Annotated in this window: 10 protein-coding genes; 2 read left to right on the top strand and 8 right to left on the bottom strand. The window is 43.7% G+C overall.

Going from position 1 to position 26,252, the window contains the following annotated elements; genetic code table 11:
• Window positions 1–12: 12 nt before the first annotated feature.
• The 4 genes from R8269_RS05865 to R8269_RS05850 form a co-directional block, all read right to left on the bottom strand.
• Window positions 13–1,326 (bottom strand): HlyD family type I secretion periplasmic adaptor subunit, encoded by a 1,314-nt coding sequence (locus R8269_RS05865; RefSeq protein WP_021033865.1) that lies wholly within the window; start codon window positions 1,324–1,326, stop codon window positions 13–15.
• Window positions 1,323–3,494, bottom strand: coding sequence for a type I secretion system permease/ATPase (locus R8269_RS05860; protein WP_005377758.1), 2,172 nt, complete (start codon window positions 3,492–3,494; stop codon window positions 1,323–1,325). Before R8269_RS05860 ends, R8269_RS05865 begins: the two co-directional genes overlap by 4 nt.
• Entirely contained in the window at window positions 3,491–15,631 is a 12,141-nt protein-coding gene (locus R8269_RS05855; RefSeq protein WP_318222480.1) for an Ig-like domain-containing protein, read from the bottom strand. The genes R8269_RS05860 and R8269_RS05855 overlap by 4 nt, the downstream gene beginning before the upstream one ends.
• A 152-nt stretch (window positions 15,632–15,783) precedes the next feature.
• Window positions 15,784–17,220, bottom strand: coding sequence for an arylsulfatase (locus tag R8269_RS05850; protein WP_225491420.1), 1,437 nt, complete (start codon window positions 17,218–17,220; stop codon window positions 15,784–15,786).
• Between the two features lie 247 nt (window positions 17,221–17,467).
• Between R8269_RS05850 and R8269_RS05845 the strand changes: the two genes are divergently transcribed.
• On the top strand, window positions 17,468–18,985 hold the full coding sequence (locus R8269_RS05845) for an arylsulfatase (RefSeq protein ID WP_005377761.1): 1,518 nt from the start codon (window positions 17,468–17,470) through the stop codon (window positions 18,983–18,985).
• Between the two features lie 107 nt (window positions 18,986–19,092).
• On the opposite strand, the gene R8269_RS05840 is transcribed toward R8269_RS05845, so the two are convergent.
• The 3 genes from R8269_RS05840 to R8269_RS05830 form a co-directional block, all read right to left on the bottom strand.
• Window positions 19,093–20,091: an HAD family hydrolase gene (locus R8269_RS05840; protein ID WP_005385672.1), complete on the bottom strand. Its 999-nt coding sequence runs from the start codon at window positions 20,089–20,091 to the stop codon at window positions 19,093–19,095.
• Window positions 20,092–20,253: 162 nt separating this feature from the next.
• Window positions 20,254–21,351 (bottom strand): hypothetical protein, encoded by a 1,098-nt coding sequence (locus tag R8269_RS05835; RefSeq protein ID WP_132936628.1) that lies wholly within the window; start codon window positions 21,349–21,351, stop codon window positions 20,254–20,256.
• A 53-nt stretch (window positions 21,352–21,404) separates the two neighbouring features.
• Entirely contained in the window at window positions 21,405–22,730 is a 1,326-nt protein-coding gene (locus R8269_RS05830) for an anaerobic sulfatase maturase (protein WP_172563292.1), read from the bottom strand.
• Window positions 22,731–22,968: 238 nt separating this feature from the next.
• On the opposite strand from R8269_RS05830, the gene R8269_RS05825 reads away from it, so the two are divergent.
• Window positions 22,969–23,697 carry a formylglycine-generating enzyme family protein gene (locus R8269_RS05825; RefSeq protein ID WP_372034459.1) on the top strand — a complete coding sequence of 243 codons (729 nt, stop codon included), beginning with the start codon at window positions 22,969–22,971 and terminating at the stop codon, window positions 23,695–23,697.
• Between the two features lie 45 nt (window positions 23,698–23,742).
• Here R8269_RS05825 and R8269_RS05820 read toward each other — a convergent pair whose 3' ends face one another.
• Window positions 23,743–26,073, bottom strand: coding sequence for a tetratricopeptide repeat protein (locus R8269_RS05820; RefSeq protein WP_149191827.1), 2,331 nt, complete (start codon window positions 26,071–26,073; stop codon window positions 23,743–23,745).
• Window positions 26,074–26,252 lie beyond the last annotated feature (179 nt).

The raw sequence follows: 26,252 nt of genomic DNA, 5'->3' as shown, positions 1-26,252 counted from the left end.
ATATCCTTATGTCTATCTTTCTCTGAGCGAATTCTCTTTCGCACGTAATATAGGTTTTAACCAATAATTCAGTACTGTTTTTTCTCCTGTAAGAATGTCTACCACAACCTGCATTCCCGGGATGATCGTAAACTTATCATCAACCTTGAAAGTAACGTTGGCACGGTAGTAGGCATTGCCCTCTTCATTTTGAAGTGCATCGGCGCTTACGTAGGTCACTTCTCCTTCTAGGCCTCCGTAAATGACAAAGTCATAGGCAGACAACTTTACCGTTGCCGGCAGGCCAGGCCTTATGAAGGCGATATTCTGAGGAGAAATTCTCGCTTCAACGATTAACGTGCTATTACGAGGGACTATTTCTAAAATAGGCTCACCCGGCTTAACCACACCTCCGATGGTTCTGACAAAAACATCTTTGATGGTTCCATCGACCGGAGAAAGTAACTGCGTTCGATTCAACTGATCCGCAATCGCCTGACGACTTTCATTGAGCTGCGCTAGTTGCGTCACAACTTCATTGAGCTGCCCTTGTGCCTCTGCCCTAAAAGCAAGCGCAGTACCACGATAATCTGCGATGGATTCAGAATACACAGCCCTTTGCTTTTGGGCAGCAGCTTGTGAACTCGCGATGTCTCCTTTGAGCTTTATAACGTCTCTATTCAGTTTTAATAATTCCACTTCAGCCACCGCGCCACTAGAAACCACCTCTCTCAACATATCTCGCTCTTTCGAGACAATAACCAGACTGCTTTTTAGTGTTTGAATGGTATTCAAGGTATCTAGATAAGCTTGCGATTGTTGCTCAATTCGCAATTTAGCCTCCTCCAGCTCAGACTCCAGTTGGCTCAACCGCTCAAGATAGTTTGCTTTGGCATTCAGATAGGCAGAGTGGCCGGTCATCGAAATATCAAATGGCTGAGGCTCGATACTCACTTGTTGTTTCCAATCCAGTTGGAGGCTATTCACTTTTACCGTTTCTAATTCAATTTGAAGCCTCTGCTTTCTGGCGAGCAAAGATTCAACTTGTTCAGAGGTCTCCGAATAGGTCGACTTAAACCTTGTATCATCCAGAATGGCGATGGTTTGCCCCTTAGTGACGCTTTCACCAGGCATGACAAGTAACTCCTTTAGAATGCCTCCCTCTAAGCTCTGAATCGTCTGAACAGACAAAGTAGGAACAACTTTTCCTTCGCCGACAACCACTTCGTCTAACCTCGCCCACGAGGCCCAAATAATCACACTCAGCACTAACGCGGCAGACAACCAAATCAACGTTCTCGAACGGTTTGCTAAATGAGCATTACTCCAACGAACTGTGCTCATCATTGACCTCCTTCGCGTACAATTGATACTGCGCGTACTCTGTTCGTCTTCGCGTTAGACTGTTGTTTAGCAAAAATTTCTTGGGGCGCTCCTTCCCTCAAAATTGTGCCTTTATCAAGCACAACAATTCGATCACAAAGCGATAATAAGGAATGTTTATGAGAGCTAATAATCATCGTCGTCGAGTGCGGCAACGATTTGAGAGCATTAAACAACGCATTCTCAGCTGGCTGGTCTAAGGAACTGGTTGGCTCGTCTAAAATTAATGCTGCTGGGTTTCGATAAAAAGCTCTTGAAATCGCTACAGCTTGCCTTTGCCCCCCCGACAAATAACGCCCTCCTTCTCCGACTTGCGTTTCTAGACCATGAGGAAGGCGACTCATGTACTGGTTCAAACCCGATAATTCTATCGCACGGCGTAAACGTTCTTGATCAATAACATGATGTCCTAATACTATATTTTCCATAATGCTGCCGTATATAAGATGCGAATCTTGGCCAACCCAACCCGTTTTCTCTCTTATCAATTCGGCGGGCCAAAGCTGACTGTCAATGTCATCAAAATAAACGCTACCCTGTAAGGCACTGAGTTGATTGGTAATAATAGAAAGGAGTGTAGACTTTCCTGCTCCTGCACTACCAATAACGCCAACGCGTTCGCCTTGCTTGATAGTAAGATTAATATCTCTCAAACATGGCATATCAACATCTGGGTATTGGAAGCTCACGTTTTCTAAACGTATATTCCCTGTAAATTCGGCAGACGTAATGACCTGACTGCGTTGCGCCTCCTGAGGTAAAGACATGATAGAATTTAAGCCTTCAACCGCTGTTTTTGTCTGTTGATAGCGAAGTAACAGCATAGCTAACTGGTTAATCGCCCCTGCAGCACGACCGCTAAGCATGACAATAGCAATGAGCCCCCCCATGCTGAGCAATCCCTCAGAAATTCTGTACACGCCTGTTACAAGTAACATTACGGTAATTATCTGCTGGCTAGATTGAATGGAGTAAGCAACGATATTCGAATAGTTTCGCGATTGATTTTGCCAATCAGAAAGCATGGATACCGTTTGCTCCCAACGCTTTTGTGCTTCTCCCGTAGCGTTATTTTGCTTAATCTCTTTTAAAGAGGACAATGAATCAAACAAGTGAGCTTGTCGCTTCATGGATAGTGCAGCACTTTCCGTATGTGATTGTTCTATTTTTGCTTTTACCGCAAAGCCAAGGATCAGCAGGGTAAACATGACGGCAATAGGTATGAACATCATTGCCCCACCTAGCCAACCTATTAAGACTAAAAATAACAACGTAAATGGGAGATCAACTAAGGTCACAAGAGATGCAGAAGTAAAAAAATCGCGAACACTATCAAAATCTTGTAGTTGTCGAGCGAATGCACCGACTGATGCAGGACGGTGTTCAAGTTTCATCCCCATAACTTTAGAAAAAAGTATCGAAGAAAGCTTGTTATCGATGTACTTACCCGCGGTATCAGTGACAACTCCCCTTGCTTTACGCAATAGCCAATCAAAAATAATGATGACGGAGACACCAGCGACCAAAACCCATAATGTACTGAAAGCTTGATTAGGCACTACACGATCGTAAACGTTCATAGTGAAAAGCGGAATAACTAGCGCTAGCGTATTGATAAGGAAAGAGGCAATCAAAAGATCTCGATACCACGGAGACATTTCTTTCACTACGGCGAAAAGCCAATGTTCATTATAATCCGCTTGAATAGAACTTATCCGTTTGTCCAGCTCTGGACGCATAGAAACTTGCCATGCTTGAGGCTGGAATCGATTATGCAGTTCCTCGCTCGTGACGTATTGCGTTTCACCTTGATCTTCACTAAATAACGTGACTTGATAATCGCTGTTATGTCGCTCAGATATAATAGCGGGTTGTAACGTCTTCCTATTGATTACCACCAATGGAAAGCTCAACATTGCGGTGGATTTTAAATCGATTAATGTGAGTTCAAGATCGGCTCGCTCAGCGGCTCTGATGAATAAGTCAACATCCAATCTACCCTCAACAAGAGGTAATCCAGAAAGCACCTTTTTTGTATGGTGTCTAACCTCAAAATAACGCATCAACCAAGTTAACGAATGCCCCCAAGGATCGTTAGTCAGCTCACTTGATGAGGATGAGTGATGCTTCATGACATACCACCTACTAGCAAGTTGTTGTCATCAATCATCTTCTGTAAGACATTTTCTTCGGCTACGCCAGTCGAGTCACCTTTGTAAAGCTGATCGAGAGTGACGCCCTGCATAAGAATCTGTTGTTTTGTCCCCGTCTCTTCTGGTTTTATGTGAAGCGTTACGCCATCATCATTCTCTGTTAAATCGAGCTTATTATCGACTTCTGTTATCGAGGTAGCGGTGATTATCGAGGCGATATCAATTGTGTCATTATCATCACCAATAACGGATATTTGGAAGTCGTTGATCACATCGTACGAGGGCTTTAACTCGTTACCGAGCCCTGAACTGTCAAACTGGAATACATCGCTGCCACTTCCTCCAATAAGCAAATCATTAGCATCTGTCGCAAGTAATGTTTGGCCCCCTTCTTCCACTAAGGTAACATTGACTGTCTGAGCAGCACCTTCTGCGACTGTAGCACCCAGTGTTGCAATCGGTTTTATCGACAACGTAAAATCACTTGCACCGCTAAACCCGCCAACGATGGAAAGATCAGCGACATCCTCTTGATCAACAGTATAAATGCCGTTCAATCTTTCACCATGACTCAACTCTAGATCTGTTGGTAATCCGCGAATCTCCACACTTCCAAACTCTTCGGGTGCAGGATTGACTAAATTCATGCTCAACCCCAAAGGAATACTCCCAGACGCTTCAGACACAATAGACTGATAATCGGCCGTTAGTGTTGGCTCATCAGCTTCAGGGGTAACAACAATGGTTAGATCGGTAGTTTGCACATCTCCAAAATCGGTTTCGAGTGTCTCTGACACTATCGCTTGATCAAACGTTCTAACATTGAGAGCAACATCCATCGTTCCAAATGCATCCTTCGGAATGAACTCCAAACCTGACACTTCATTTGCTCGCACTAATACCGTCGCCACGGCATTGCCCGCGTCATCGAAGGTAAAGGATGAGAATTGAGTTCCAATACGAATCCTACCTAAGCCTTCCAATGCAGAGGGTTCAGAGCTTGCTTTGATCAACATCGACACTTCTATATATTCGTTGCTATTTGTTTCAAAACCGCTCGCTAAAAAGTCAATCGAAATGGAATCACCTTCATCTCCAGTGAACGTGTTAGAGGTTGTATTCAACGATACATCATCGCCAATCGGTTTTACGCCGACGTTGAACTGAGAAGTGGTATAGTTATAGTCGTTTGATCCAGACTCTTGGGTAATAGCTTGCAGTGTTAATGAAATATCCCCACTAAAATCTAGTGGCGGTAGAAAGTAAACCTTATCAAGTTGTGCTTGAGTTAGCTGCCACTCCTTGCTCTCACCATCCGTTGAACCGTTATCAGGGAGTAATTCGAACGTCCCATTATTGTCCCAAACCAACACGGCTCCGTCTGGCACTCCTGTCATGACCAAAGACATCGACTCAGAACCATCTTGATCGATTAATGATGCAGATAAGTTTCCTAAATAAATATAATTATCTTCATTACCAACTACGTCTTCTGTTTCCAGAACCGCTTTATCAACCACTGGGGCAATGGTAACGGTAACTTCTGTTGATTTAGTTTGAGTATCTTTCGCACTGTCAGTACTTAAACAACTTCCCGTGACTTCATCAGTAATGTTTGCGTCAACGGAAATAACAAGCTCTCCACTGTAGTTTTCAGGTGGGATTAACTGAATTTCGTTTAGACGCGTAACATCTGTCACTACCCATGTTCCATCACCGTTGTCAATGAGTAGGCTCGGGTCCACGGCAGTAAACCGCGCATTCTCGTCAGACACCGATAAAGAAACCCAATTGACACTTTCAAGGCCAGTCGCTGCGTCACCTTCTCCAATAATGGACTGCATTGGCCCTTCACTATCGCCCAATACAAGAGCAAGATTCAGGTTGGTTATAGTATCTTCTTGAACCGTAACTTGGCTTGGTGCTATCGCGATATCATCGACAACAGGAGAGATTTGTACCGTAATGGTCTGAGAGGTTGTTTTCGAGTCACCATCGCATGGGGCCGTTTCTGTCACTTCTAAATTGAAAGTAATGCAACCAGCAAAGTCCTCATCCACGCCAGTAAGCGTCAAAGAAGACAATCCAGCGCTAGAAATTGAATAACCCAACAGATTGCCCGCATTATCATAAGCAGGTATCACACCTTCGCCAGTAAGCTCGACTCCTTCAGGTAAAGAATCTGCGGCGACAAAGAAGGAAACTAAGTTACCATCACTACTCGCTACATCAGGGTTTAAAAACGCCCCAATTGAGACATCTTCACCTTCTTTACCTACAATATCCCCACTTTGAACGCTTCCTGGTTCACCAGGATCAGCACACTGGTCTCCATCTCCTTCATGGCCAGTAATTTGAATTTGGAACTGACCTGTGATGTATTGAGCATCCGTTCCATCTCGAACATACGCTAACACATTCACATCAAGTATCTCTGTATTAGATGGGCTATAAATCGATGCGCTAGCAAGCAAATCTTGAGCGGTTTCCAACACGCTATCACTTGTGATTCCTTCCATTGGAATCAGCCAGTTCCCATCGGCATCTTGAGAAGCACCATTCGGATGAGTAACAATGAGGTCTTGACCCTGCGGTATCTGTAAAACGATGTAATCGAGATACTCTGAACCATCAATATCCGCTTCTGTAAATGTAATGCCTCCACTCACGTCGACAGCAGACCCATCCGTACTTGTGAATACTTCAGTCGCGCCTTCTAAACGTGTTTTGTCAATATCTTCATTACCAATATCCACTTTGCCAGAAACCACGACGCTCAAAGAGCCATTGATTGCCTTTACATCAGTCTCCATCGTCGGAGACGTGTCTGTCACTTCGTACTGAACTTCCAGGCTAAATGTCCCACTTAGGTCTTCATTAGCTTTTACAGTGATTCGTCCACTGTTTAACAACTCAGATAATGTTGCCGAGCTACCATCAAGTAGTTCATTGAGTTCTAACGGTAAGTTACTTTCCTCTACTGCATTACCATCAAAGTAAAGCGTTAAGCCATCTGGAATGGATACAATGGTGTATCCTGTCAAGGACTCACTAGAATCTATATCTTGATTAACGACAGGCTCAAGATTTAGTGTGATGAAATTGTCCTCAATACCATTGCTTTGTAATTCTTGACCGTCAGTTTGATCAACAATAGGTGAGATTTCCATTTCCACTTTAAGAGGGGTTTCAGCAGAATCACCATCCGGCTCTGTTGAAACGACGATAACATCCATGCTCAGTGTTCCACTAAAATCTTGCTCTGTTTTGAGGTAAGTGTTTTCAAGAACAGCATTCGAGACCTGATAAACTGGCCCCGTTATTGGGTCCACGTAAGCAATTGGAAGAACAATAGGGTCACCATTTACATCTGTCAGTTGTGTTCCCAAAGGGATGTTCTGAAGCAAAATATTAATTTCTTCTGATAGATCGTCGTCTGATGTCTGGATGATAAAATCCAGTTGTATCAGGTTATCTTCGTCTAACGTAGAGAGATTACTAATTACTTTAGTCGCTTGATCATATTGCCAATTCCCCTGTCCACCATCTAGGACAATTGGTTCATCGACCACGCCTTTTAGCTTAATGTCAATGGTTGCAGATTGGCTCTCGGCGGTTTCATTAATAGGTGCTAAGCCATCAATAGTCGACTCTGTTGAAATGGCGGTTACTTGAAGGGATAGAGATTCAGTAAATGAGCTGATATCCGATTTTGGTTGAAGTAACGCCTCCGAATTGGCTAGAGCATTGGAGGTCACTAGGTAGGTATTAATACCGATAAGCGTAATCCCAGCTCCGACAGGCAATGTCCAACCATCTTGAACTTCTATGCGATAAGACAGAGACTCCGAGCCATCTGTGTCAGTGAGCCGCCCTAGGATGTACTCTTTTAAGTCAATCGCTTGGTCTTCAAGCCCCTGAATGTTTTTAACGGTCAGCGTAGGCACATCGGCATCTGGAGATATATCGATAACAACTTGCTCAGTGATCCACGCTGTTTTATCTTGCTCATCGGCAAACACACTACCCGACTCAGTCGTTACTGCCGTTACATCAAAAGTAAATCTTCCGGCCAAGTTTTCGTTAGATGTGATTTCAATTTGATCTAACTCGGATTGGCTATACGCTTTCCCTTCCTCAATAGCACTTCCGTTAAGTGTTAATATAAGTCCATCTGGAATATTCGAAATTTGGTAGTGGAGCGTTTCAGAACCGTCTTGGTCAAACTTTTCAGCGACAATATTGAGTGAAAGTGATTCAGCGGAACCTTCAACACTTTGATAAGAAAAGTCCGAATCATTAGACCACTCTGGCAAATCTGCAACCGGTAAAACGTTAACATTTAACGTATTATTGCCTTGTAATACAAAACCATCTGGTTCGACATCAGATACGATTAATGCAGACACTGCTAACGAAACTTTGATAGTGTTGCCCGACAGGTTTAGTGCTGGTTGATAAGTGAGATCACCATTTGGAACAGTGAATATACCCACCCCCATTAGCTCTGTACCAGAAAGACTAATAAATCCGTCATTATCATCATCTTCAAGGCGCGCTCCGTCTAAAAACAGAGCCCCTCCTTGTAGAGATTCAACAGAGATCCTTATCGCTTCAACACGCTCATTATTCTCCGTATCCCCAGGAGAAACTCTAATCGGTAACGCGACTGGCGTGGGGTCTCCACTATTATTCGCGCCATTATCTTCTAACGTATCTACATTAACGGTTCGAATAAAGCCCCTAGCATCATCAAGAATTAATTGAGCTTCACTGCTTGCTTGGTCACCGTCTGCATCCGTCACAGTTATCGTTAGATCATCAAGCAAACCACCTACAGGCGTATTAACAATAAGCTCGGTAGTTAGCGTAAATGTCCCATCTTGAGCAATAGTCAGCGTTCCATATTTTAAGTTACCATCACTACTATTGATTAAATCGATGGTCCAAGCATCATTGCTAAATACCGAACTCGCCGTATCGTATGTTTCACCTGCATAGGTCAAACTTGATATCAACGTGCCATCTGAACTGATTAAGTCGGCATTATTGCTAAACCAGTTTCCCGAAAACTCATCCCCCTCGGTAAGTTCAATTTCTATTGGTGAGCTTGTGTCTTCAGGGATATCATCTACTACACTAACGGTATATGTCTCAGCTTCAGACTGGTCGCCATCCTTATCAACGGCATAAATTGAAAAACTGAGTTCTAATGTGTTCTCGTCCGCTGGAACACCGTCAGGTTCATCGTGTTCAAGTGCACGGTATAGATCAAACTCGACAGTCCCATCGGTATTAAATCTAATTCTAAAGACGTCTTGCTCGCTTTCATCTCTTGCATATAACCAACCATTCGAGTCCGGTGAATCAAGCGAAACCAGGCTACCACTACTTGTTTTATAGCCGAGCGCATTGAACATATCGATATTCACGCTCACACTGGCGATAGAGTCTGAACCTTGTAATAGCGTAATGGATGGTGACGAGCCCTCGATGCCAGAATCAACCGAATCATCATTCAACCCGCTTTCATTGACTGTGATTCCCTCTGTAATTACTAGTTCCGGAAACAAGCCATCATAGACCAGTATGTTGGACTCCGTAGAGATCTCGCTTCCATCAGAATCTCTCGCCACGATGGGCATAGAGATCGACAATTGCGTCCCATCACCTAAAACATGGTCAAGCGAGTGATAAAGCTCTACAGTTACATTAACGGTAGACGTATCATTTGATGGCAAAGAGAAGTCACTAGGTAACGTGACCCTAAATACAACGTCTCCAGTGTCTGAAATTGCGTCAAAGCTTCCATCATTGTTATCGTACCAAGTGACAGCCTCTCCGTTATAAGTAACAGCATCACCAAGCGTAGTTTTGACAGTATCTCCATCATTTATGTCAACACCCAGATACACAATCGGATCGAATGATGACGTAACTATCACATCCGTATTCGCTATGGCTGAAACCCCATCAGGAGCAATGTTTGTATCGACAGGTGTTTCGGTCAACTCGACATTGCCACTATTGATTAGCGCTTGTCCATTGTCGTTATCTATCACATTAATGTCTAAAACGACCGACGTGTTATCTTGGTCTGAGTCCATTGCAGTAACAACGAGAGGTACGTTTGGATCAGTATTTTCTTGTTGATCGAGAGCCTGAAAAAGCTCAAAGGAGTAGGTAGTGTCGCTATTTGCATCAATAGGTAATGAAGCACTGAGGGTAGCTTGAAAGATGGGAATCTGAGTTTGCCCATCTTCGTCAAGAATATAACCATCAAGTGTTTTGCCATCCGCAGAGACTTGATAAAGCACAACTTGTTCACCACTCGTCAACAAGGGTTGTTCAGAGACGATGAACGACAAAGATTCGAGGTAATCACTGCCAACCTCAACTTGAAAATTCCCTGAGCTCAACACACTTCCATTTGCGAGATCAGATTCTTTTACTTCTACCCCATTCAAATTATTTAAAGTTGGGTCTGCGCCATCCTTTAGAACATAGTCAATTTCATTCTCTACAAGCGGTGTGGCATCTAAATCTACGCCACCAATGGTCAACGGGAAAGTGACCGTATCACTGCTATTGAATTGATCGATAGGGTGCTCAAGAGTAAGCGAAATTGAAGCTAATACATCGTTACCCGACTCAACGCTACTCAACGTTAACGTAAATACAGTGACACCATTCGCAAATGCTGTAATTTGCTTTCCACTGGAACTTAACGTGTAGCTAAGCTCATTATCAGAGACTGAGCTTGTAAGCCCTAATGCTTCTAACTTAGTAATAGATGACCCACCGAAATACAAACTACTCGGATCAGGGTTGTCAGATCCCACGACAATATTGACAGTTCCTTCAGAGTTCAATATCGGGCCATCCAAAGGGACTTCTGTTACGTCTATAGTCGCATTGCCTACGTAACCTGCTTGTCCATCAGTAATGTCAATGGTCGCGTTAGCCAAGCCATAGTCTTGGGAGTCATCTGCAGCTAAATAGCTGAAAGAAACACTTTGCTCGACCGAATGATCTAGGTTTCGACCTGCATCAAACTGCCAAGAGCCATCAGAAAATACGGTTAATTCGCCTTTTTCTAAACTAAAACTTACGGATCCCCCCTCTAGAATTGACTTCTGCTCCCCGCCAGCCTCTACAAATTTCACATAAAGTGTTCCATCAAGATCAATATCATTTTCAAGTAGATTGCCCGTAATTGTTTGATCTTCTACGACTGAGTATGTGTCATCTCTAATCACCGGATCAGAGTCATAAATAGTAATCGTTAACGGTGCCACAACCGTCTCTTGTGTACCATCAGCATCACTTTGAGTGCTTTCAACCAATACGTTAGTCACCAGCTCATCTTGACCTACACCATGATCAATCGCTTCATAAAAAGTAATTTGAACCGTACCATCATCATTGACTTCTGCTGAGAAAACTAATCGGTCGTCAGTCGATGTTCCTTGTAAGCTCAACCCATCTTCTGCAACAACAACGTTAATAGATTGACCGACCGATGTAAGCGCGCTCAAACTTGGCTGCTCTGCATGCAGTGCTGGCACACCATTTTCTATGTTGATGGCTGCCGAGCTGCTTTGCTCACCAAAAAATCCAACGATGTTTTCAGAAAATACCGTTGAACCGGGTAGCACTATTGTCGGCATGGTATCGACCGCGTGGTTGCCGGCGGCATCCAACACTTCTGCTTCAATGGTCCACGTGTTGTTTAGATTGAGAGTGTTTACGTCAATTGCGGTTACTGTCCACGAACCTGACGCATCAACAAGGCCAGTAAAATTCAGCGTGCTGTCTCCGTCACTTACCCGAATCGTCACCGCCAGACCTTGCTCTACACCACTGGTTGTTCCTCTCATTTCCGTGACTATACCCTCACGGAAATCATCAATGGCAAGACCACCGCTAATATAAAAATCCGTATCGATATCAATGGTGGGAGCTGTGGCATCTATGGTCGTAGCCTCATCCATCGCTTTCGCTTGGTTGCCCGCTACATCATTCACGGAGGCAGATACGGTTAACGCCCCATCGGCTAACGTGGATAAGTTAGCCCCTTCGACTTGCCACATACCATCAACGACAACGGTATTGAACGAGAGCATCCCCCCCGAGCTGTCTTGAACCGTGACAGAAACCGTCTGACCATTTTCAACATCACTGACTTGCCCTGACAAAGTGACAGATTGGCGCTCTTCAATGTTTAAATAGTCGTCTCCGCCATCGTCAACGTCCACCGTCACACTTGCAAGCGTATCTTTGATGATGGTGTTTTCACTGGTTGCAGGGTTGCCCGCTATATCTATACTCTCAGCAACAACTGTCAGCGTACCTTCAGACAACCCAGAAAGGTCAACGTCGTCCAGAGACCAACTTCCACCAGTCACCACCGTTTCTAAGTTTATGACCGCTCCTAACGAGTCGGTTACCGTAACTTGGATACGCTGGCCATCTTCAATGTTTTCAATCGTCCCTTCGAGGCGAGTAGTCGCGATTTCGTACTGATTTAAATACTCATCCCCTCCACCATCAAAATTGACGTTCACCGTTGCAAGTGTATCTTTAATGGTCGTATCGACAGCGTTCAGGTTATTGCCATAAATGTCAGAAACCACAGAAGTCACCGTAAGCGGCCCTTCGGCAAGAGAAGACAGATCAACGCCTGATAGGGTATAAGCCTCGTTCTCTACGGTCGTTGTAACAGTAATAGAATTATTGAGGCTATCGGTAATGGTGATAGTAACAAGCCACTCATCGCTTATCTTGAGTGCGTCACCTTGAATCGTGACACTAGGAACTTCAAACTGGTTTTCGTATCCATCGCCGCCATCAAGAATATCCACCGTTAAAGAGGCATCATCGTTCAAACCTTCAATTGCCTCTAAGGTAATATCCAATGTTACTGAGGTGGTGTCACCGTCTGAATCTGTTGCATTAACTAACAATGGTATATCCAGGATTTGATCTTTTGACAGATCGAAAGAGCGATATAATTCAAAGGAATACTCTATTTCACTACTCGACTCTAAAGGTAATGTGGATAATAGTTTCGATTGAAAAATATTTACTTCCACCCCACCTTCTAAGATATAGCCAGTAATTGTCGTACCGTCATCAGACAGACGGTAAAGCAACTCACTTTCACTACTCACTAATGTGGGCTGGTTTAATTCGCTAAATCGAAGAGAGTCAACATAATCACTCCCGATATCGAGTTGAAGGCTCCCAGTCTTAAAGATTGCCCCACTTTCTAGATTAATCTCCTCCATTGCAACAACAGTCAAGTTGCTCAACGTAGGATCAACACCATCTTTCAACACGAAATCAATTTCATTCTCTACAAGCGGTGTGGAGTCTAGATCTGTCCCTCCAATGGTCAGCGGGAAAGTGACCGTATCACTACTGTTGAATTGATCGATAGGATGATCAAGAGTAAGCGAGATTGAAGCTAGTACATCGTTACCCGACTCAATGCCACTCAATGTTAACGTAAATACAGTGACACCATTGGCAAATGCTGTGATTTGCTTTCCACTGGGACTTAACGTGTAGCTAAGCTCATTATCAGAGACTGAGCTTGTAAGCCCTAATGCCTCTAACTTAGTAATGGATGCCCCACCAAAATACAAACTAGTCGGATCAGGGTTATCAGAGCCAGCAATCACATTAACACTGCCTTCGGTGGTTAATAATGCCGCTCCCAGAGGTACTTCTTCTGCGTTTATAGTAGCACTGCCTACATAACCCGCTTGGCCATCTATAATGTCGATGGTCGCGGTTGCTACACCGTAATCTTTTGAATCATCGGCTGCGAGATAATCAAATACGATACTTTGCTCAACCGTGTGATCTAAGTTGCGACTGGCATTCAACTGCCAAGAGCCATCTGAAAATACGGTTAATTCACCCTTCTCTAGACTAAAACTTACTGAGCCACCATCAGGGACAGACTGGATCTCTCCTCCGGCTCTGACATATCGAATGTACAAGTCACCATCAATATCAATGTCATTCTCCAGTACATTGCCAGAAATGACTTGGCCTTCGGTTACACTATATGACTCATTTGCGATCACTGGGTCGGCATCACTGATGACGATTTCTAGGGGAGCCACAACAGCCTCTTGTGTACCGTCAGCATCACTTTGAGTGCTTTCAACCAATACGTTAGTCACCAGCTCATCTTGACCTACACCATGATCAATCGCTTCATAAAAAGTAATTTGAACCGTACCATCATCATTGACTTCTGCTGAGAAAACTAATCGGTCGTCAGTCGATGTTCCTTGTAAGCTCAACCCATCTTCTGCAACAACAACGTTAATAGATTGACCGACCGATGTAAGCGCGCTCAAACTTGGCTGCTCTGCATGCAGTGCTGGCACACCATTTTCTATGTTGATGGCTGCCGAGCTGCTTTGCTCACCAAAAAATCCAACGATGTTTTCAGAAAATACCGTTGAACCGGGTAGCACTATTGTCGGCATGGTATCGACCGCGTGGTTGCCGGCGGCATCCAACACTTCTGCTTCAATGGTCCACGTGTTGTTTAGATTGAGAGTGTTTACGTCAATTGCGGTTACTGTCCACGAACCTGACGCATCAACAAGGCCAGTAAAATTCAGCGTGCTGTCTCCGTCACTTACCCGAATCGTCACCGCCAGACCTTGCTCTACACCACTGGTTGTTCCTCTCATTTCCGTGACTATACCCTCACGGAAATCATCAATGGCAAGACCACCGCTAATATAAAAATCCGTATCGATATCAATGGTGGGAGCTGTGGCATCTATGGTCGTAGCCTCATCCATCGCTTTCGCTTGGTTGCCCGCTACATCATTCACGGAGGCAGATACGGTTAACGCCCCATCGGCTAACGTGGATAAGTTAGCCCCTTCGACTTGCCACATACCATCAACGACAACGGTATTGAACGAGAGCATCCCCCCCGAGCTGTCTTGAACCGTGACAGAAACCGTCTGACCATTTTCAACATCACTGACTTGCCCTGACAAAGTGACAGATTGGCGCTCTTCAATGTTTAAATAGTCGTCTCCGCCATCGTCAACGTCCACCGTCACACTTGCAAGCGTATCTTTGATGATGGTGTTTTCACTGGTTGCAGGGTTGCCCGCTATATCTATACTCTCAGCAACAACTGTCAGCGTACCTTCAGACAACCCAGAAAGGTCAACGTCGTCCAGAGACCAACTTCCACCAGTCACCACCGTTTCTAAGTTTATGACCGCTCCTAACGAGTCGGTTACCGTAACTTGGATACGCTGGCCATCTTCAATGTTTTCAATCGTCCCTTCGAGGCGAGTAGTCGCGATTTCGTACTGATTTAAATACTCATCCCCTCCACCATCAAAATTGACGTTCACCGTTGCAAGTGTATCTTTAATGGTCGTATCGACAGCGTTCAGGTTATTGCCATAAATGTCAGAAACCACAGAAGTCACCGTAAGCGGCCCTTCGGCAAGAGAAGACAGATCAACGCCTGATAGGGTATAAGCCTCGTTCTCTACGGTCGTTGTAACAGTAATAGAATTATTGAGGCTATCGGTAATGGTGATAGTAACAAGCCACTCATCGCTTATCTTGAGTGCGTCACCTTGAATCGTGACACTAGGAACTTCAAACTGGTTTTCGTATCCATCGCCGCCATCAAGAATATCCACCGTTAATATAGCATCGGGATTCAACCGCTCAGGAGCCTGAGTCTCAGAAGTTGGGTTCTCTCTTTCTTGCACTGCTGGCCTAGTAACATAGCCATTAGAAACGAGTTGCTCAGGTAAAACAGCGCGAATATAGGCAACAAAACTTAACCCACCAGAAGACTCACTAAAATCTCGAACGCTCTGATTAAAAGTGGATTCAATACCGTTTTGAGATGCAATTAAAAGATCATTCGAACTCGATTCATCCTCACTTGTTGAATCTTCATTAAATGCAATATCGAGAATGTCAGTATTAAGAACAACCACCTCTACTTCTGGAACTAATTGTTCGTTAGGCAACATTTGGATCCAAGAACCGTCACTTAAAACCGCCCAAAGAACATTACCGACTTGAATGTAGAGTATTGGCTGCATAATTCGCCCCATATGAAACAACGAACTTTAAGTATGGTCGACGAATGTGACTGTTCAAATGAAACTAGAAAAAACATGGCCCTAAATGGCTCTAATGAGATATTGAACCAAAAACATACCTCATGCATGCGAGAAAGAGCCATTGGGGTAAACTACTTCTGGCGTAACCCATCCACTGGAAATTGATTGAAATTCCCCTTGCTACAATCGGGCTTATATCCAAATGGAGCAGGGAAAGGAATCGTATCGCAGCTTGTTGCAACGGAAGATTCAAACTTTACTCTCTTTCCTATCATGATAGGAAATAACCATGTGGCATTATTTCTTAAATCAAACTCCTCTTTAGGGTCATCAATCAAATTGTATATTTCAGGGATCTGTAATGGGCGCCCTTTCTCCGGCATGATATCTTGATCAATAAAGTGCATCTTGTAATTTTCCCACTTATAAGCATAGGTTTCAGAGCCATTGTTAATGATAAAACCATCTCGATTAGACTTTTCACTATCTCCCTTTAAAAAGGCCCACTGATCAATACTATCTATTGTTCTATCGCTTGGTAATTTGTATCCACCGACATGAGAAAGTGAGGCAAATAGATCCACAACATGGATAATTTCATCACTCACTCTGCCCGGTTTGATGTGGTTAGGCCAAGAGGCAATAAATGGTGTTCGGAGAGAGCCTTCAAGAGCCGTAAAGTATGCACCACGCCATGGCCCGCTAGAGCCTTGGTATGGCATATGCCACTCTGGACCGTTGTCAGAAAACCAAATCACTAGTGTATTGTCTTTAATTCCTGCTTTTTCTATTGCACCAATAACTTGCCCAGCTCGAAAATCTATCTCAGCTAACACATCTGAGTAATTTCCTTTGCCTGTTTTACCAATAAAATCAGGATGAGGTAGCGTCGGTAAATGTGGTTGAGTAAAAGTAATTACAGAGAAAAATGGCTTATTCTCTTTCACATTTCGATTTATAAAATCTGTGGCATGTTCAACTAGCTCACTGTCAATCGTTCTACGTGAGTCCAAATTATATTCTTTGACCCCTTTAGGATCCTGCCCTGCTCTAGCTGAAAGGATTTGAGGTTTAGGTAATATAGCTTTATAACCGGGTTGAGAGCTATATTCTGACTCATCCGTCGTATTTGCAATGCCATACCATTCATCAAAGCCTTGATCCGTTGGAAAGCGCCCTTTTTGGTCTCCCAAATGCCATTTCCCGTAAAGGCTCGTGTTATATCCTTGTTCCTTAAACTTCTCTGCAATGGTTATCTCCCAGTTCACCATACCGTAAGGCACTCCCCAAACAACCTTATCTGTCCCAGATCTAAGCGCTCGCCTCCCCGTCATGAATGAGGAGCGAGTTGGCGTGCATTGCGGTTCCACATTAAAATTAGTAAGGCGTACACCTTCTCTAGCAAGTTGATCTAAGTTTTTAGTTTCAACACCTCTGGTACTCCCATAGGAACTTAGTTCCCCCCACCCAAGGTTATCAACCAACATTACCACGACATTTGGTGTCTCTTCCGCAACCACTTCTAACGGGATACATAGAAACAGGATAGTTGCTAGTTTATTTTTCATAGTGTCGCCTTTCATTGAAATTCAATCCTGTAAGTGCGTCTTATCACACTTAAAACACACTAAAGTCTAGTCCATGTTAGTTAACATTTTTGAAAAACAGGGATTACTTGGAAGCAACAAAAAACCTCTACTATATTCAACTGACTACATTGTCTCATTTGGTGTCATCTCACTCGACTTCGCCATGATGAACACAATTAGTAACGTTATATAACGATAATGGATTCATTTATCGCGGAGGATTTTCATGCGAAACTCGATTAAAAAGGTAATGGCATTGGTCGGTACATTAGCTGCGTCCACAGCCTTTGCTGCCGATAAGCCCAACATCCTTGTGTTCTGGGGTGACGATGTAGGTGTATACAACATTAGTGCGTATCACAATGGTATGATGGGAGGGAAGACTCCTAACATTGATAAAATCGCCAATGAAGGTGCCATTTTCACAGACGCTTACGCACAACAGAGTTGTACTGCCGGACGAGCCTCATTTATTCTGGGTCAACATCCGTTTCGTACCGGTCTATTGACTATTGGTATGCCCGGCGCAAAAGAGGGTATTCAATCGAAAGATCCTACTATCGCAGAGTTACTTAAAAATCACGGCTATGTGTCTGGTCAGTTTGGTAAAAACCACCTTGGTGATCAAGATGAGCACCTACCAACTAACCATGGGTTTGATGAGTTCTTTGGTAACCTATACCATTTAAACGCGGAAGAAGAGCCTGAGTCTGAGTTTTATCCAAAAGATCCAGAGTTTCGTAAAAAATTCGGACCTCGAGGCGTGTTGAAGGCGACTGCGGATGGCAAAATCGAGGACACAGGTCCCCTTACTCGTAAGCGTATGGAAAACGTAGACCGAGAGTTCATGGATGCTAGCTTGGCCTTTATGGAAAAAGCAGTAAAAGAAGACAAACCATTCTTTATTTGGCATAACTCAACCCGTATGCACGTCTGGACACATTTGAGTGAAGAATATCAAGGGAAGTCAGGTTACGGCTTATACGCCGATGGCATGATGGACCTAGATGATCAAGTAGGTGTCATGCTTGATAAACTTGAAGAGCTAGGCGTAGCAGATAACACCATTGTTGTTTTTAGTACCGATAATGGCGCTGAGAAATTTACCTGGCCAGATGGTGGTACTACACCGTTCAAGGGCGAAAAAGGTACGACTTGGGAAGGCGGATTCCGCGTTCCGATGATGGTACGCTGGCCTGGAAACATTAAACCAGGAACGGTTATCAACGATATCTTTTCACAAGAAGACTGGATGCCAACTCTACTCGCAGCTGTGGGCGAACCAGATGTGAAAGAAAAACTATTGAAGGGTCATAAAGCAGCGGGCAAAACCTTTAAAGCACATTTAGATGGCTACAACCAACTTGATCTGCTGACTGGTAAAGCTGATGAAGGCGCACGCAAAGAAATCTTTTACTTCGATGCTGGTGGTAATTTAAACGCCGTTCGTTATAAAGACTGGAAGATCCACTTCAGTATTATGGAGGGTGCCATTAATGAGGCATACCGCAAAACACCTAGTTGGCCTTTGATTGTAAACCTTCGTATGGACCCATTCGAGGTCGGTCCAGATGCAGCACTTTACGTCAGACATTTTTACGCTGATCAAATGTGGATGTTCGTTCCTGCTCAAGCTATCGTGCGTAAGTTCCTAGAGACATTTAAGGAGTTCCCTGCAACGAAAGGTAGCTCGTTAAGTATTGAAAAAGTGGTAGAAACAATGACACAGCAACCTAGAAACTAGACCCTAGGTATCGAAGCTACTGTGGAATTAACTAAGGCCTCAATTGTGAGGCCTTTTATTTCGTTGCAATTGTTTGGTTGCAGCAATTTATGGTCAAACAAAGATTATCATTTAGTGCTCTCTTTAAACACTTGATTCCAATCTTGTTTCATATCGACAAATAGCCAACCTTGCTCTTCACCTACTTTAAACGATTTATCTAACTTGCCAACATGAGAATCTTTATCATACGCCCATTCACGCTTGTCATCCGTGTGATGGATAATCGCAGAAAATCTTGGACCTGAACCTGCTTTCGTCCACTCTAACATCTGTAAATCACCATCAGAATTACCAAACGCCATTACCGGACGTTTGCCAATGAAGTTTTGAATCGTCACAGGCTTTACTGCTTTGTCATTGACAAAGTCTATTTCCGGCATGCGTTGGATGGTAGGTTTTCCATCAACACTTTGATATTCCGCCTTTAACGTCGTTCCCACGATGTTTTGCGTTGGAATGCCGTATACTTCCGGCGCCCAAACGCGCATAAATTCAATTCCGCCTCCAGAAACGATGTAGGTCTGATAGTCGTTCGCTCTTAAATAGTCGAGCAGTTCGAGCATAGGTTGATATACCATTTCAGTGTATGGTCTACCCGTTGTTGGATGGACAGCCGTTTTCAACCATTCCTTAACTTCTTGATGAAACTGTTCAGTAGACATTCCAGAATGGGTTGCCATAACAAGCTTCATTACACCTTCGAGTCCTTGTTTACCAATCCCCTCCATGTCACCTTTTAATGCGGAAGCAAAGGGTTCGGTTGTCTTCCAATCAGGATGCTCAGAGGCCATTTCTTTTACTCTATCGATCGCAAAAAACAACTGTAGATAAACAGGCTTTTCTGCCCAAAGTGTTCCATCATTATCAAACGTCGCGATTCGTTGGCTTTCAGGAACATAGGAATCCGAACCTTGGGTCGTTGTTTTCGTAACAAACGCCATAATAGCTTGCTTAGCGTCAGTGTTGTTCCATGACGGAAGTGGATCTTGCATATCAGCAGCAACAGCGTAACTAGACAGAGCAAAACCTGTTGCTAAGACAATCGTCTTTAACTTTATAGCCATCTTAATTCCTTATATTGAGGTGCTAGGTGCGAATCCAATCAAAAGTATAGTTCAATTGAAACAGGCGCATATTGAACTGACATATCCAACGGCCACCAAAGAGTGACGCCGTCACTAAATTGGTTCACTATTTTATTGAAATAGGAACATGGAATTTACCGATTAGAGTTTAAATTCATTGGCTTCAACTGATGTAGAGGCACTTTTACGTCCCTTTTTCTGATTGAGCTCTTCAATAACATAGTCGGGAGCGACCTTCGTTAGCTCTGTTAAACAGTCATCCGTTTTAGGGTTGCCGTATCTGACATAGATGTCACACACGGCATACAATTGTTCTGGAGCACCGGATATCAAATACGCTTGCTCAAAAGCGTTGACAGACTTCTTCAAGTCTAACTCTTCTTGCAGAACACCACTTAAATACCAAAAGTAACTGTTCGTCTTTGCCATCGTCGCAGCTTTGTCTATTTCAAACGCCGCTTCTTTCTTTTTGTCTAATCTAACCAAAGCGAGAGATTTAGAATAATGCAGCGAGGCATCTTCTGAATTTAGCTTGATACCCTCGTCAAGCACGTTGATAGCTTTTTGGTCTAGCTGTTGCGCTCGGAAGTTGTCTGCATAGCTTAACCAAACTTGAGGGTTGTTTGGCTCAAGCTTAGTTAACTCTGGGTATATCAGTGCCGCTTTATCCCAATCACGATGCCAACGGTAAACGTCTGCAAGTAATAACTTGGAAACATTATCGTTCTTACTGGACAAGTGTGCTGTCAGCTCTGAAACAGGCCCCTCAAGTGACTGCTGTTGCTCCGAACTCAAATTGGCGTAATCTCGAACGAGGTTAATCGCTGCTGTAATTCGCACCATGGCGGCGTCATCACTCAATAATGGTGAAATCAAACGCCAACGGTGCTCAATCATATATGGCTGTGCTCCCACGATCGCAGCTTCGCGAATACCTGCATCTTCATCCTGCAACCCACGCGCAACTGCAACCAACGCATTTTGGCTTGGATAGTTGGCTAACTCACGTAAAGCATCAATACGTTTTTCTGAAGACAACTTTTTATTTTGCGCATCATAAGACAGCTTTTCGACTCGTTGCGCCGGTGTCATTTGAGCTTCTTGTGGAGTGACAACCGTTGTCGGCGATACCTGGTCTGGGTCTAGCAATGTTGTTTCTTGTGCCACTGCTGTTTGACTCGCAGCAATGCCGATCGAGATCACGAGTAATGATTTAGAGAGCAGCTTAATTTTTTGCATTCAATAACCTATATTCTTTCATTTCCGGGCCTGTAGCAGGCGTAGTGACTATCTTAAAACTTCGTTTCAAACACAGTCTGTGTTTGAGTAGCTTGCTGGCGTAGAATCTGGTCACTGTATTTACCGTGAACCACTGGGTTACCTGTCGCTCGTAAGATGTACGCCATCGACTGATCAACATAGGTAAAAAACTTCTTCCAACCCGCGCAGAGATAATTAAGACCAGGCTCACCTTGCCTAGTACGGATAAAACGGTTTTTGGGACATTCTCCAAAACATGCAAATTGATAATCACATTGAAGGCACTGTTGGGGCAGCGTACGACTTTTAGCAAACCCAAATTTCTGCTGCTCAGAGCTATAAGCGAGCGTATCGAGCTTTTCGTGATGAATGTTTCCAACCTTATATTCTGGGTACACGTAATGATCACACGCAAACACATCACCATTAGGCTCCATTGCTAAGCCCTTCCCGCAGATTTCACCTAACGTACACAGTGGGTTTTTTCTGCCCATCCAGGTTTCGATACTGGCTTCAAAGTACTGCACAAACACGTTGCCGATATCGTGTAAAACCCATTCATTGAAAATCGCGATCAGAAAATTTCCCCATGCTTCATCCGCAACGCAAAAAGGCTCAACAACGGCATCTTTATGACCTGGGATCAACCGTTTATCTCCTTGCTTTAGTTGCTCGTTTGGCTCCCAAGTTTGAGGGGCGGTTGTTCTGAATGTTTTCTGCTCAACTATTGGAATAAACTGCATTTGAGGGGAGCGTACTTCATCTCGCAAGAATCGGTACACTTCAAGTGGGTTACGGCTGGTCAAGTTGTTAACACAAGTGAGCGTAGCAAACTTTACTTCGTGCTTATGTAATAGTTCAACCGCATTCATAACTTGCCGGAGTGTGCCTCTACCAGCTCGGTTTGTTCGATAAGCGTTGTGCATCATTTCTGGACCATCAATGCTTAAACCGACGAGAAAGTTGTTCGCCTTTAAAAACTCACACCATTCATCGTTAAGCAGTGTGCCATTAGTCTGGAGATCATTGGAGATCGTAATACCATCGGGACGGTATTTATTCTGTAGCTCAACAATTGTCTTGAAATAATCCAAACCTAGCATTGTCGGCTCACCACCCTGCCAAGAGAAAATAATTTCAGGTGTATTTTGTCCCGCTATATATTGACGGATATAGGTCTCTAGCGTTTCCTCATCCATGACTGGTGAGCAGCCTGGCTTGTACTCAAGTAAATCTTGTTTGCTTAGGTAGTAACAATAGGTGCAATCGATATTGCACACTGCACCGATAGGTTTCGCCATGACATGTAATCGCTTGGAAGCTTTTCCATTGAACTGCGGACCTTGAGTTATGTGCATTCATCACCTTCTTAGTTGCTAGCCTGCGCCCAACGGCGTTAAGACTAATCATTAAGTTAATCGCCTAGTGTGATGATAATGTTCAATTATTCGTGGCGCTTGTTATAGTGTGTATAACTGTTTTTCATAGACTTGCCTGATAAAATTTTTTGATCATAAATGTTGATGGAGCTCCCCTATGAAGCATTCCAAAAGTAATACTCTTTACCTTGGTGCCACTATTTCGATTTCGCTAATTATGACTGGATGTGCAACAACACAACCTAGCCCTCTTGCTCAAAAAATCGATCAAGATATGGTTCTTATTGAAGGCGGACAATTTACGATGGGCTCGGATAATCCATCAGCAAATAAATCCGAGCGCCCGGCCCGCACCGTTCGCGTGGAAGATTTCTATTTGGCAAAATTTGAGGTAACCCAAGAGTTATTCGAATCGGTTACAGGCTCTTCTCTGAGTTATTTTAGAAACCCAAATACGCCCGTGAATAACATTAGCTGGCAACAAGCCAATTATTTTATAAAGAAATTGAATGAAAAAACGGGAGAGCACTATCGTTTACCCACCGAAGCAGAATGGGAGTTTGCAGCGAAAGGGGGGAATCTAAGTCAAGGATTCACTTACGCGGGGTCTGATGATATTAACGACGTTGCCTGGTATGCCAGTAACTCAAACAATAAGGCACACAAGGTAGGTCAGAAAAAACCGAATGAGCTTGGCTTATACGATATGACGGGTAATGTTGGTGAGTTTGTTATTGATGCGTTTGATGAAGGTTATTACAAATCAGCACCAAGTGATAATCCGGTAAACGCAAAAGATGAAAAAGAAAGCCTTGCACACAAGTCTGTACGAGGTGGTAGCTTTGCCTATGATGCTGACGAATCCGAAAACTATCGTCGCGATTTTGCTAGCCAGTCAGTCATCATGTCCGATATGGGGCTGAGATTAGCGAAAGACGCTGATTAAACCAAGTAAGAAAAAGTGGAGCGATAAAAGCTCCACTTTTGGTAATTAGCTTCTATTGACCCCGACAATAGAGGCTTTAAGCTGATTAATAGCTTGTTTAGGCGCATAGTGACTAAGCTCTTGTATGCACCTGTCGAAAGCAAAAGCGACAGCGCCTTTTTTATGATTTCTCGCTAGAACCTCGCATTGAGCATACAAGTGTTGTGGATTGCCACCGACTTCAAATGCTGTATGCAACGCTTTACTGGCTTCTAGAACATCGCTTTTTTCTAAAGCTAGACCGTACACGTACCAATAATGAGCATTAGTTTCACCAATTTCTGCGGCGCGTCTAAGTAGCTTTTTCGCTTCATCAGCTTTGCCTTGACGCAACAAAGAAAGACCTGCGCTGTATGGTAATGTGCTGGATTTAGGTTGAGCTTTCATCCCTTGTTGTAGCACCGTGAGCGCCGCTTCTTCTTTACCTAGGTGGCGATACAAATCTGCTAGGTTAACGTAGCTATTTTCGAAATAGGGTTCGATGCTGATCGCTTGTTTATACAGCTCGGCCGCTTTGTCGATTTCACCTAAGCTGCGGTACACATTCGCCAAATTGGTTCTTCCGAAACCACGATCGGCATTAAACTCTTGAATTTCCATATACTCTTCTAAGGGCGATTTAATGACATCTTTTTGTAAAGGGGTCATTTGTGCGTAGTTCGTTACCAGCACCGAGGCAGCTTCCGCTCTCACTGAAAGCACCGGGTCACCAAGCAATGGCTCTAGAATCCGCCACCGATCATGAAATTCATAACCAGACGAGCCTGAAATTGCCCCTAATCGAACCATTTCATTCTCATTCTTAACGGCCCTAGCCAAAGATACTGTTGTATTTTGGTCAGTATTGCCCCCCATTCTCTCCAGGGCTGAAGCACGAATAATGTCTTTTAACGACGAATCCTGAGCAGAGTATGCCAACGCATTTGCTGCTCCTTGATGACCAATTGAATCCGCATAAAATGCGACAGCAAAATGTTGCTGATTACGATACTTCGAATTCGGGTACCATTCTGCTATCTGTTCATCGGCCCATTGATTGCTTTTATCTTCATGGCATGACATGCAAACATTGGGCGTTCCAATATGTTTGCTCAAATCCGGTCGTGGAATATGCCAACTGTGGTCTCTACGAGGATCGACTTGCATGTAAGTCGTTTCTGGCATGTGACAAGTCGTACATTGCGATGCTTCAGATCCAGCCTTATGAAAGGTATGCTTTTCAGGTGTATATTCCGATGCAATATGGCATTGCGAACATACTGCCTCTTCTGGGATCGTTAACTCTGCCGTGTGTGGATCATGACAATTAGTGCACGTGACCCCCTTCTCCGCCATTTCAGATTGAAGAAACGAACCATAAACATAATCTTCGTCGTAAATCTGTCCATCATGATAGTAGAGTTCAGGTGTTATAAGACTTAAGCGATATTTATCAAAAAAGGAACCTTTAACATGATCACCTGTTTCATTTAACTGGGTTCGGCGACTATGGCATTGAGCGCATGTTTGCACTTGATTGGTTGCTTCAATTGATTTCGGCTGTAACGTACTATGGCCTTCCTCAAACACCCAATCCGACACTGCTTTAGACAAATTTCGATCAAAGCCATAATGGCTGTCATGCTCAAAAGAAGTGCCAGCATTTTTGTATTTCTTGGCCAGTTCTATGTGCTGACTAGCGGGACCATGGCATGCTTCGCATCCCACATTAATCTCTGACCATGAGCTGTTGTAAGTGTTTTTGTCAGCGTCGTAATTCTTCTTTAGGTTCGTTGAATGGCAATCAGCACACATAAAGTTCCAATTTTGCCCGGTATTGGTCCAATAGAATTCATCCGTTGTTGTCGTTTCTGGATAAAGATGAAACCAACGCTGTCCCCCTTCAACTTTAGCTCTTGTGTCCCAAGCAAAAGGAATAAGCTGCACGCGGCCATCTTCAAACTCGACCATGTACTGCTGTAATGGCTCCCAGCCAAATGTATAGCTGATCTTATAGTCATGCCATTGCCCGTCAGCACCTTGAATATTGACCCAAAATTCGTCGCCTTTTTTAAAAAAACGATTAGGCATTCCTTTGTGCGTTACAACATGGTTATCAAAATCACCACGTACAGAGGTTGTACTTGCATGCTTCATGGCCATATCGTGATGTGACCCTTTCCAGGCCTCCACTTCGTTTTGGTGGCAATCTATACAAGCTTGTGTGCCAGCATATTCTGGATTTAAGCCTGAAGGAATATTTGGTTTCTCTGTTAATAACTCTTGAGAAAAAGCCATAAAACTGACAACAACGTTGACCAGCAATAAAATGCGAAACCGGCCTGCCCACTGACTCATAGATATCCTTATATTTATAATGTACAACCTAAATCAATATAGACACTAAATCACTGGTTATACAAATAATTACAAGCAATACATAACGACTTTAGTATTGCTTTAGGACCGTAAAACAAGCGAACATCCTATTGTTTTTCATTTCCATCCCCTCTTCTACTACGCAATAAAAATAAGGC

Source organism: Vibrio sp. Vb0667 (assembly GCF_033391095.1).
The sequence above is the reverse complement of the archived record's forward strand: the minus strand, read 5'-3'. Positions and strand labels throughout refer to the sequence as shown.

What these genes read in the sequence shown, in the direction of transcription:
- R8269_RS05865 (WP_021033865.1), bottom strand. Translation starts at nt 1,326, where the DNA reads ATGATGAGCACAGTTCGTTGGAGTAATGCTCATTTAGCAAACCGTTCG.
- R8269_RS05860 (WP_005377758.1), bottom strand. Translation starts at nt 3,494, where the DNA reads ATGAAGCATCACTCATCCTCATCAAGTGAGCTGACTAACGATCCTTGG.
- R8269_RS05855 (WP_318222480.1), bottom strand. Translation starts at nt 15,631, where the DNA reads ATGCAGCCAATACTCTACATTCAAGTCGGTAATGTTCTTTGGGCGGTT.
- R8269_RS05850 (WP_225491420.1), bottom strand. Translation starts at nt 17,220, where the DNA reads ATGAAAAATAAACTAGCAACTATCCTGTTTCTATGTATCCCGTTAGAA.
- R8269_RS05845 (WP_005377761.1), top strand. Translation starts at nt 17,468, where the DNA reads ATGCGAAACTCGATTAAAAAGGTAATGGCATTGGTCGGTACATTAGCT.
- R8269_RS05840 (WP_005385672.1), bottom strand. Translation starts at nt 20,091, where the DNA reads ATGGCTATAAAGTTAAAGACGATTGTCTTAGCAACAGGTTTTGCTCTG.
- R8269_RS05835 (WP_132936628.1), bottom strand. Translation starts at nt 21,351, where the DNA reads ATGCAAAAAATTAAGCTGCTCTCTAAATCATTACTCGTGATCTCGATC.
- R8269_RS05830 (WP_172563292.1), bottom strand. Translation starts at nt 22,730, where the DNA reads ATGCACATAACTCAAGGTCCGCAGTTCAATGGAAAAGCTTCCAAGCGA.
- R8269_RS05825 (WP_372034459.1), top strand. Translation starts at nt 22,969, where the DNA reads ATGACTGGATGTGCAACAACACAACCTAGCCCTCTTGCTCAAAAAATC.
- R8269_RS05820 (WP_149191827.1), bottom strand. Translation starts at nt 26,073, where the DNA reads ATGAGTCAGTGGGCAGGCCGGTTTCGCATTTTATTGCTGGTCAACGTT.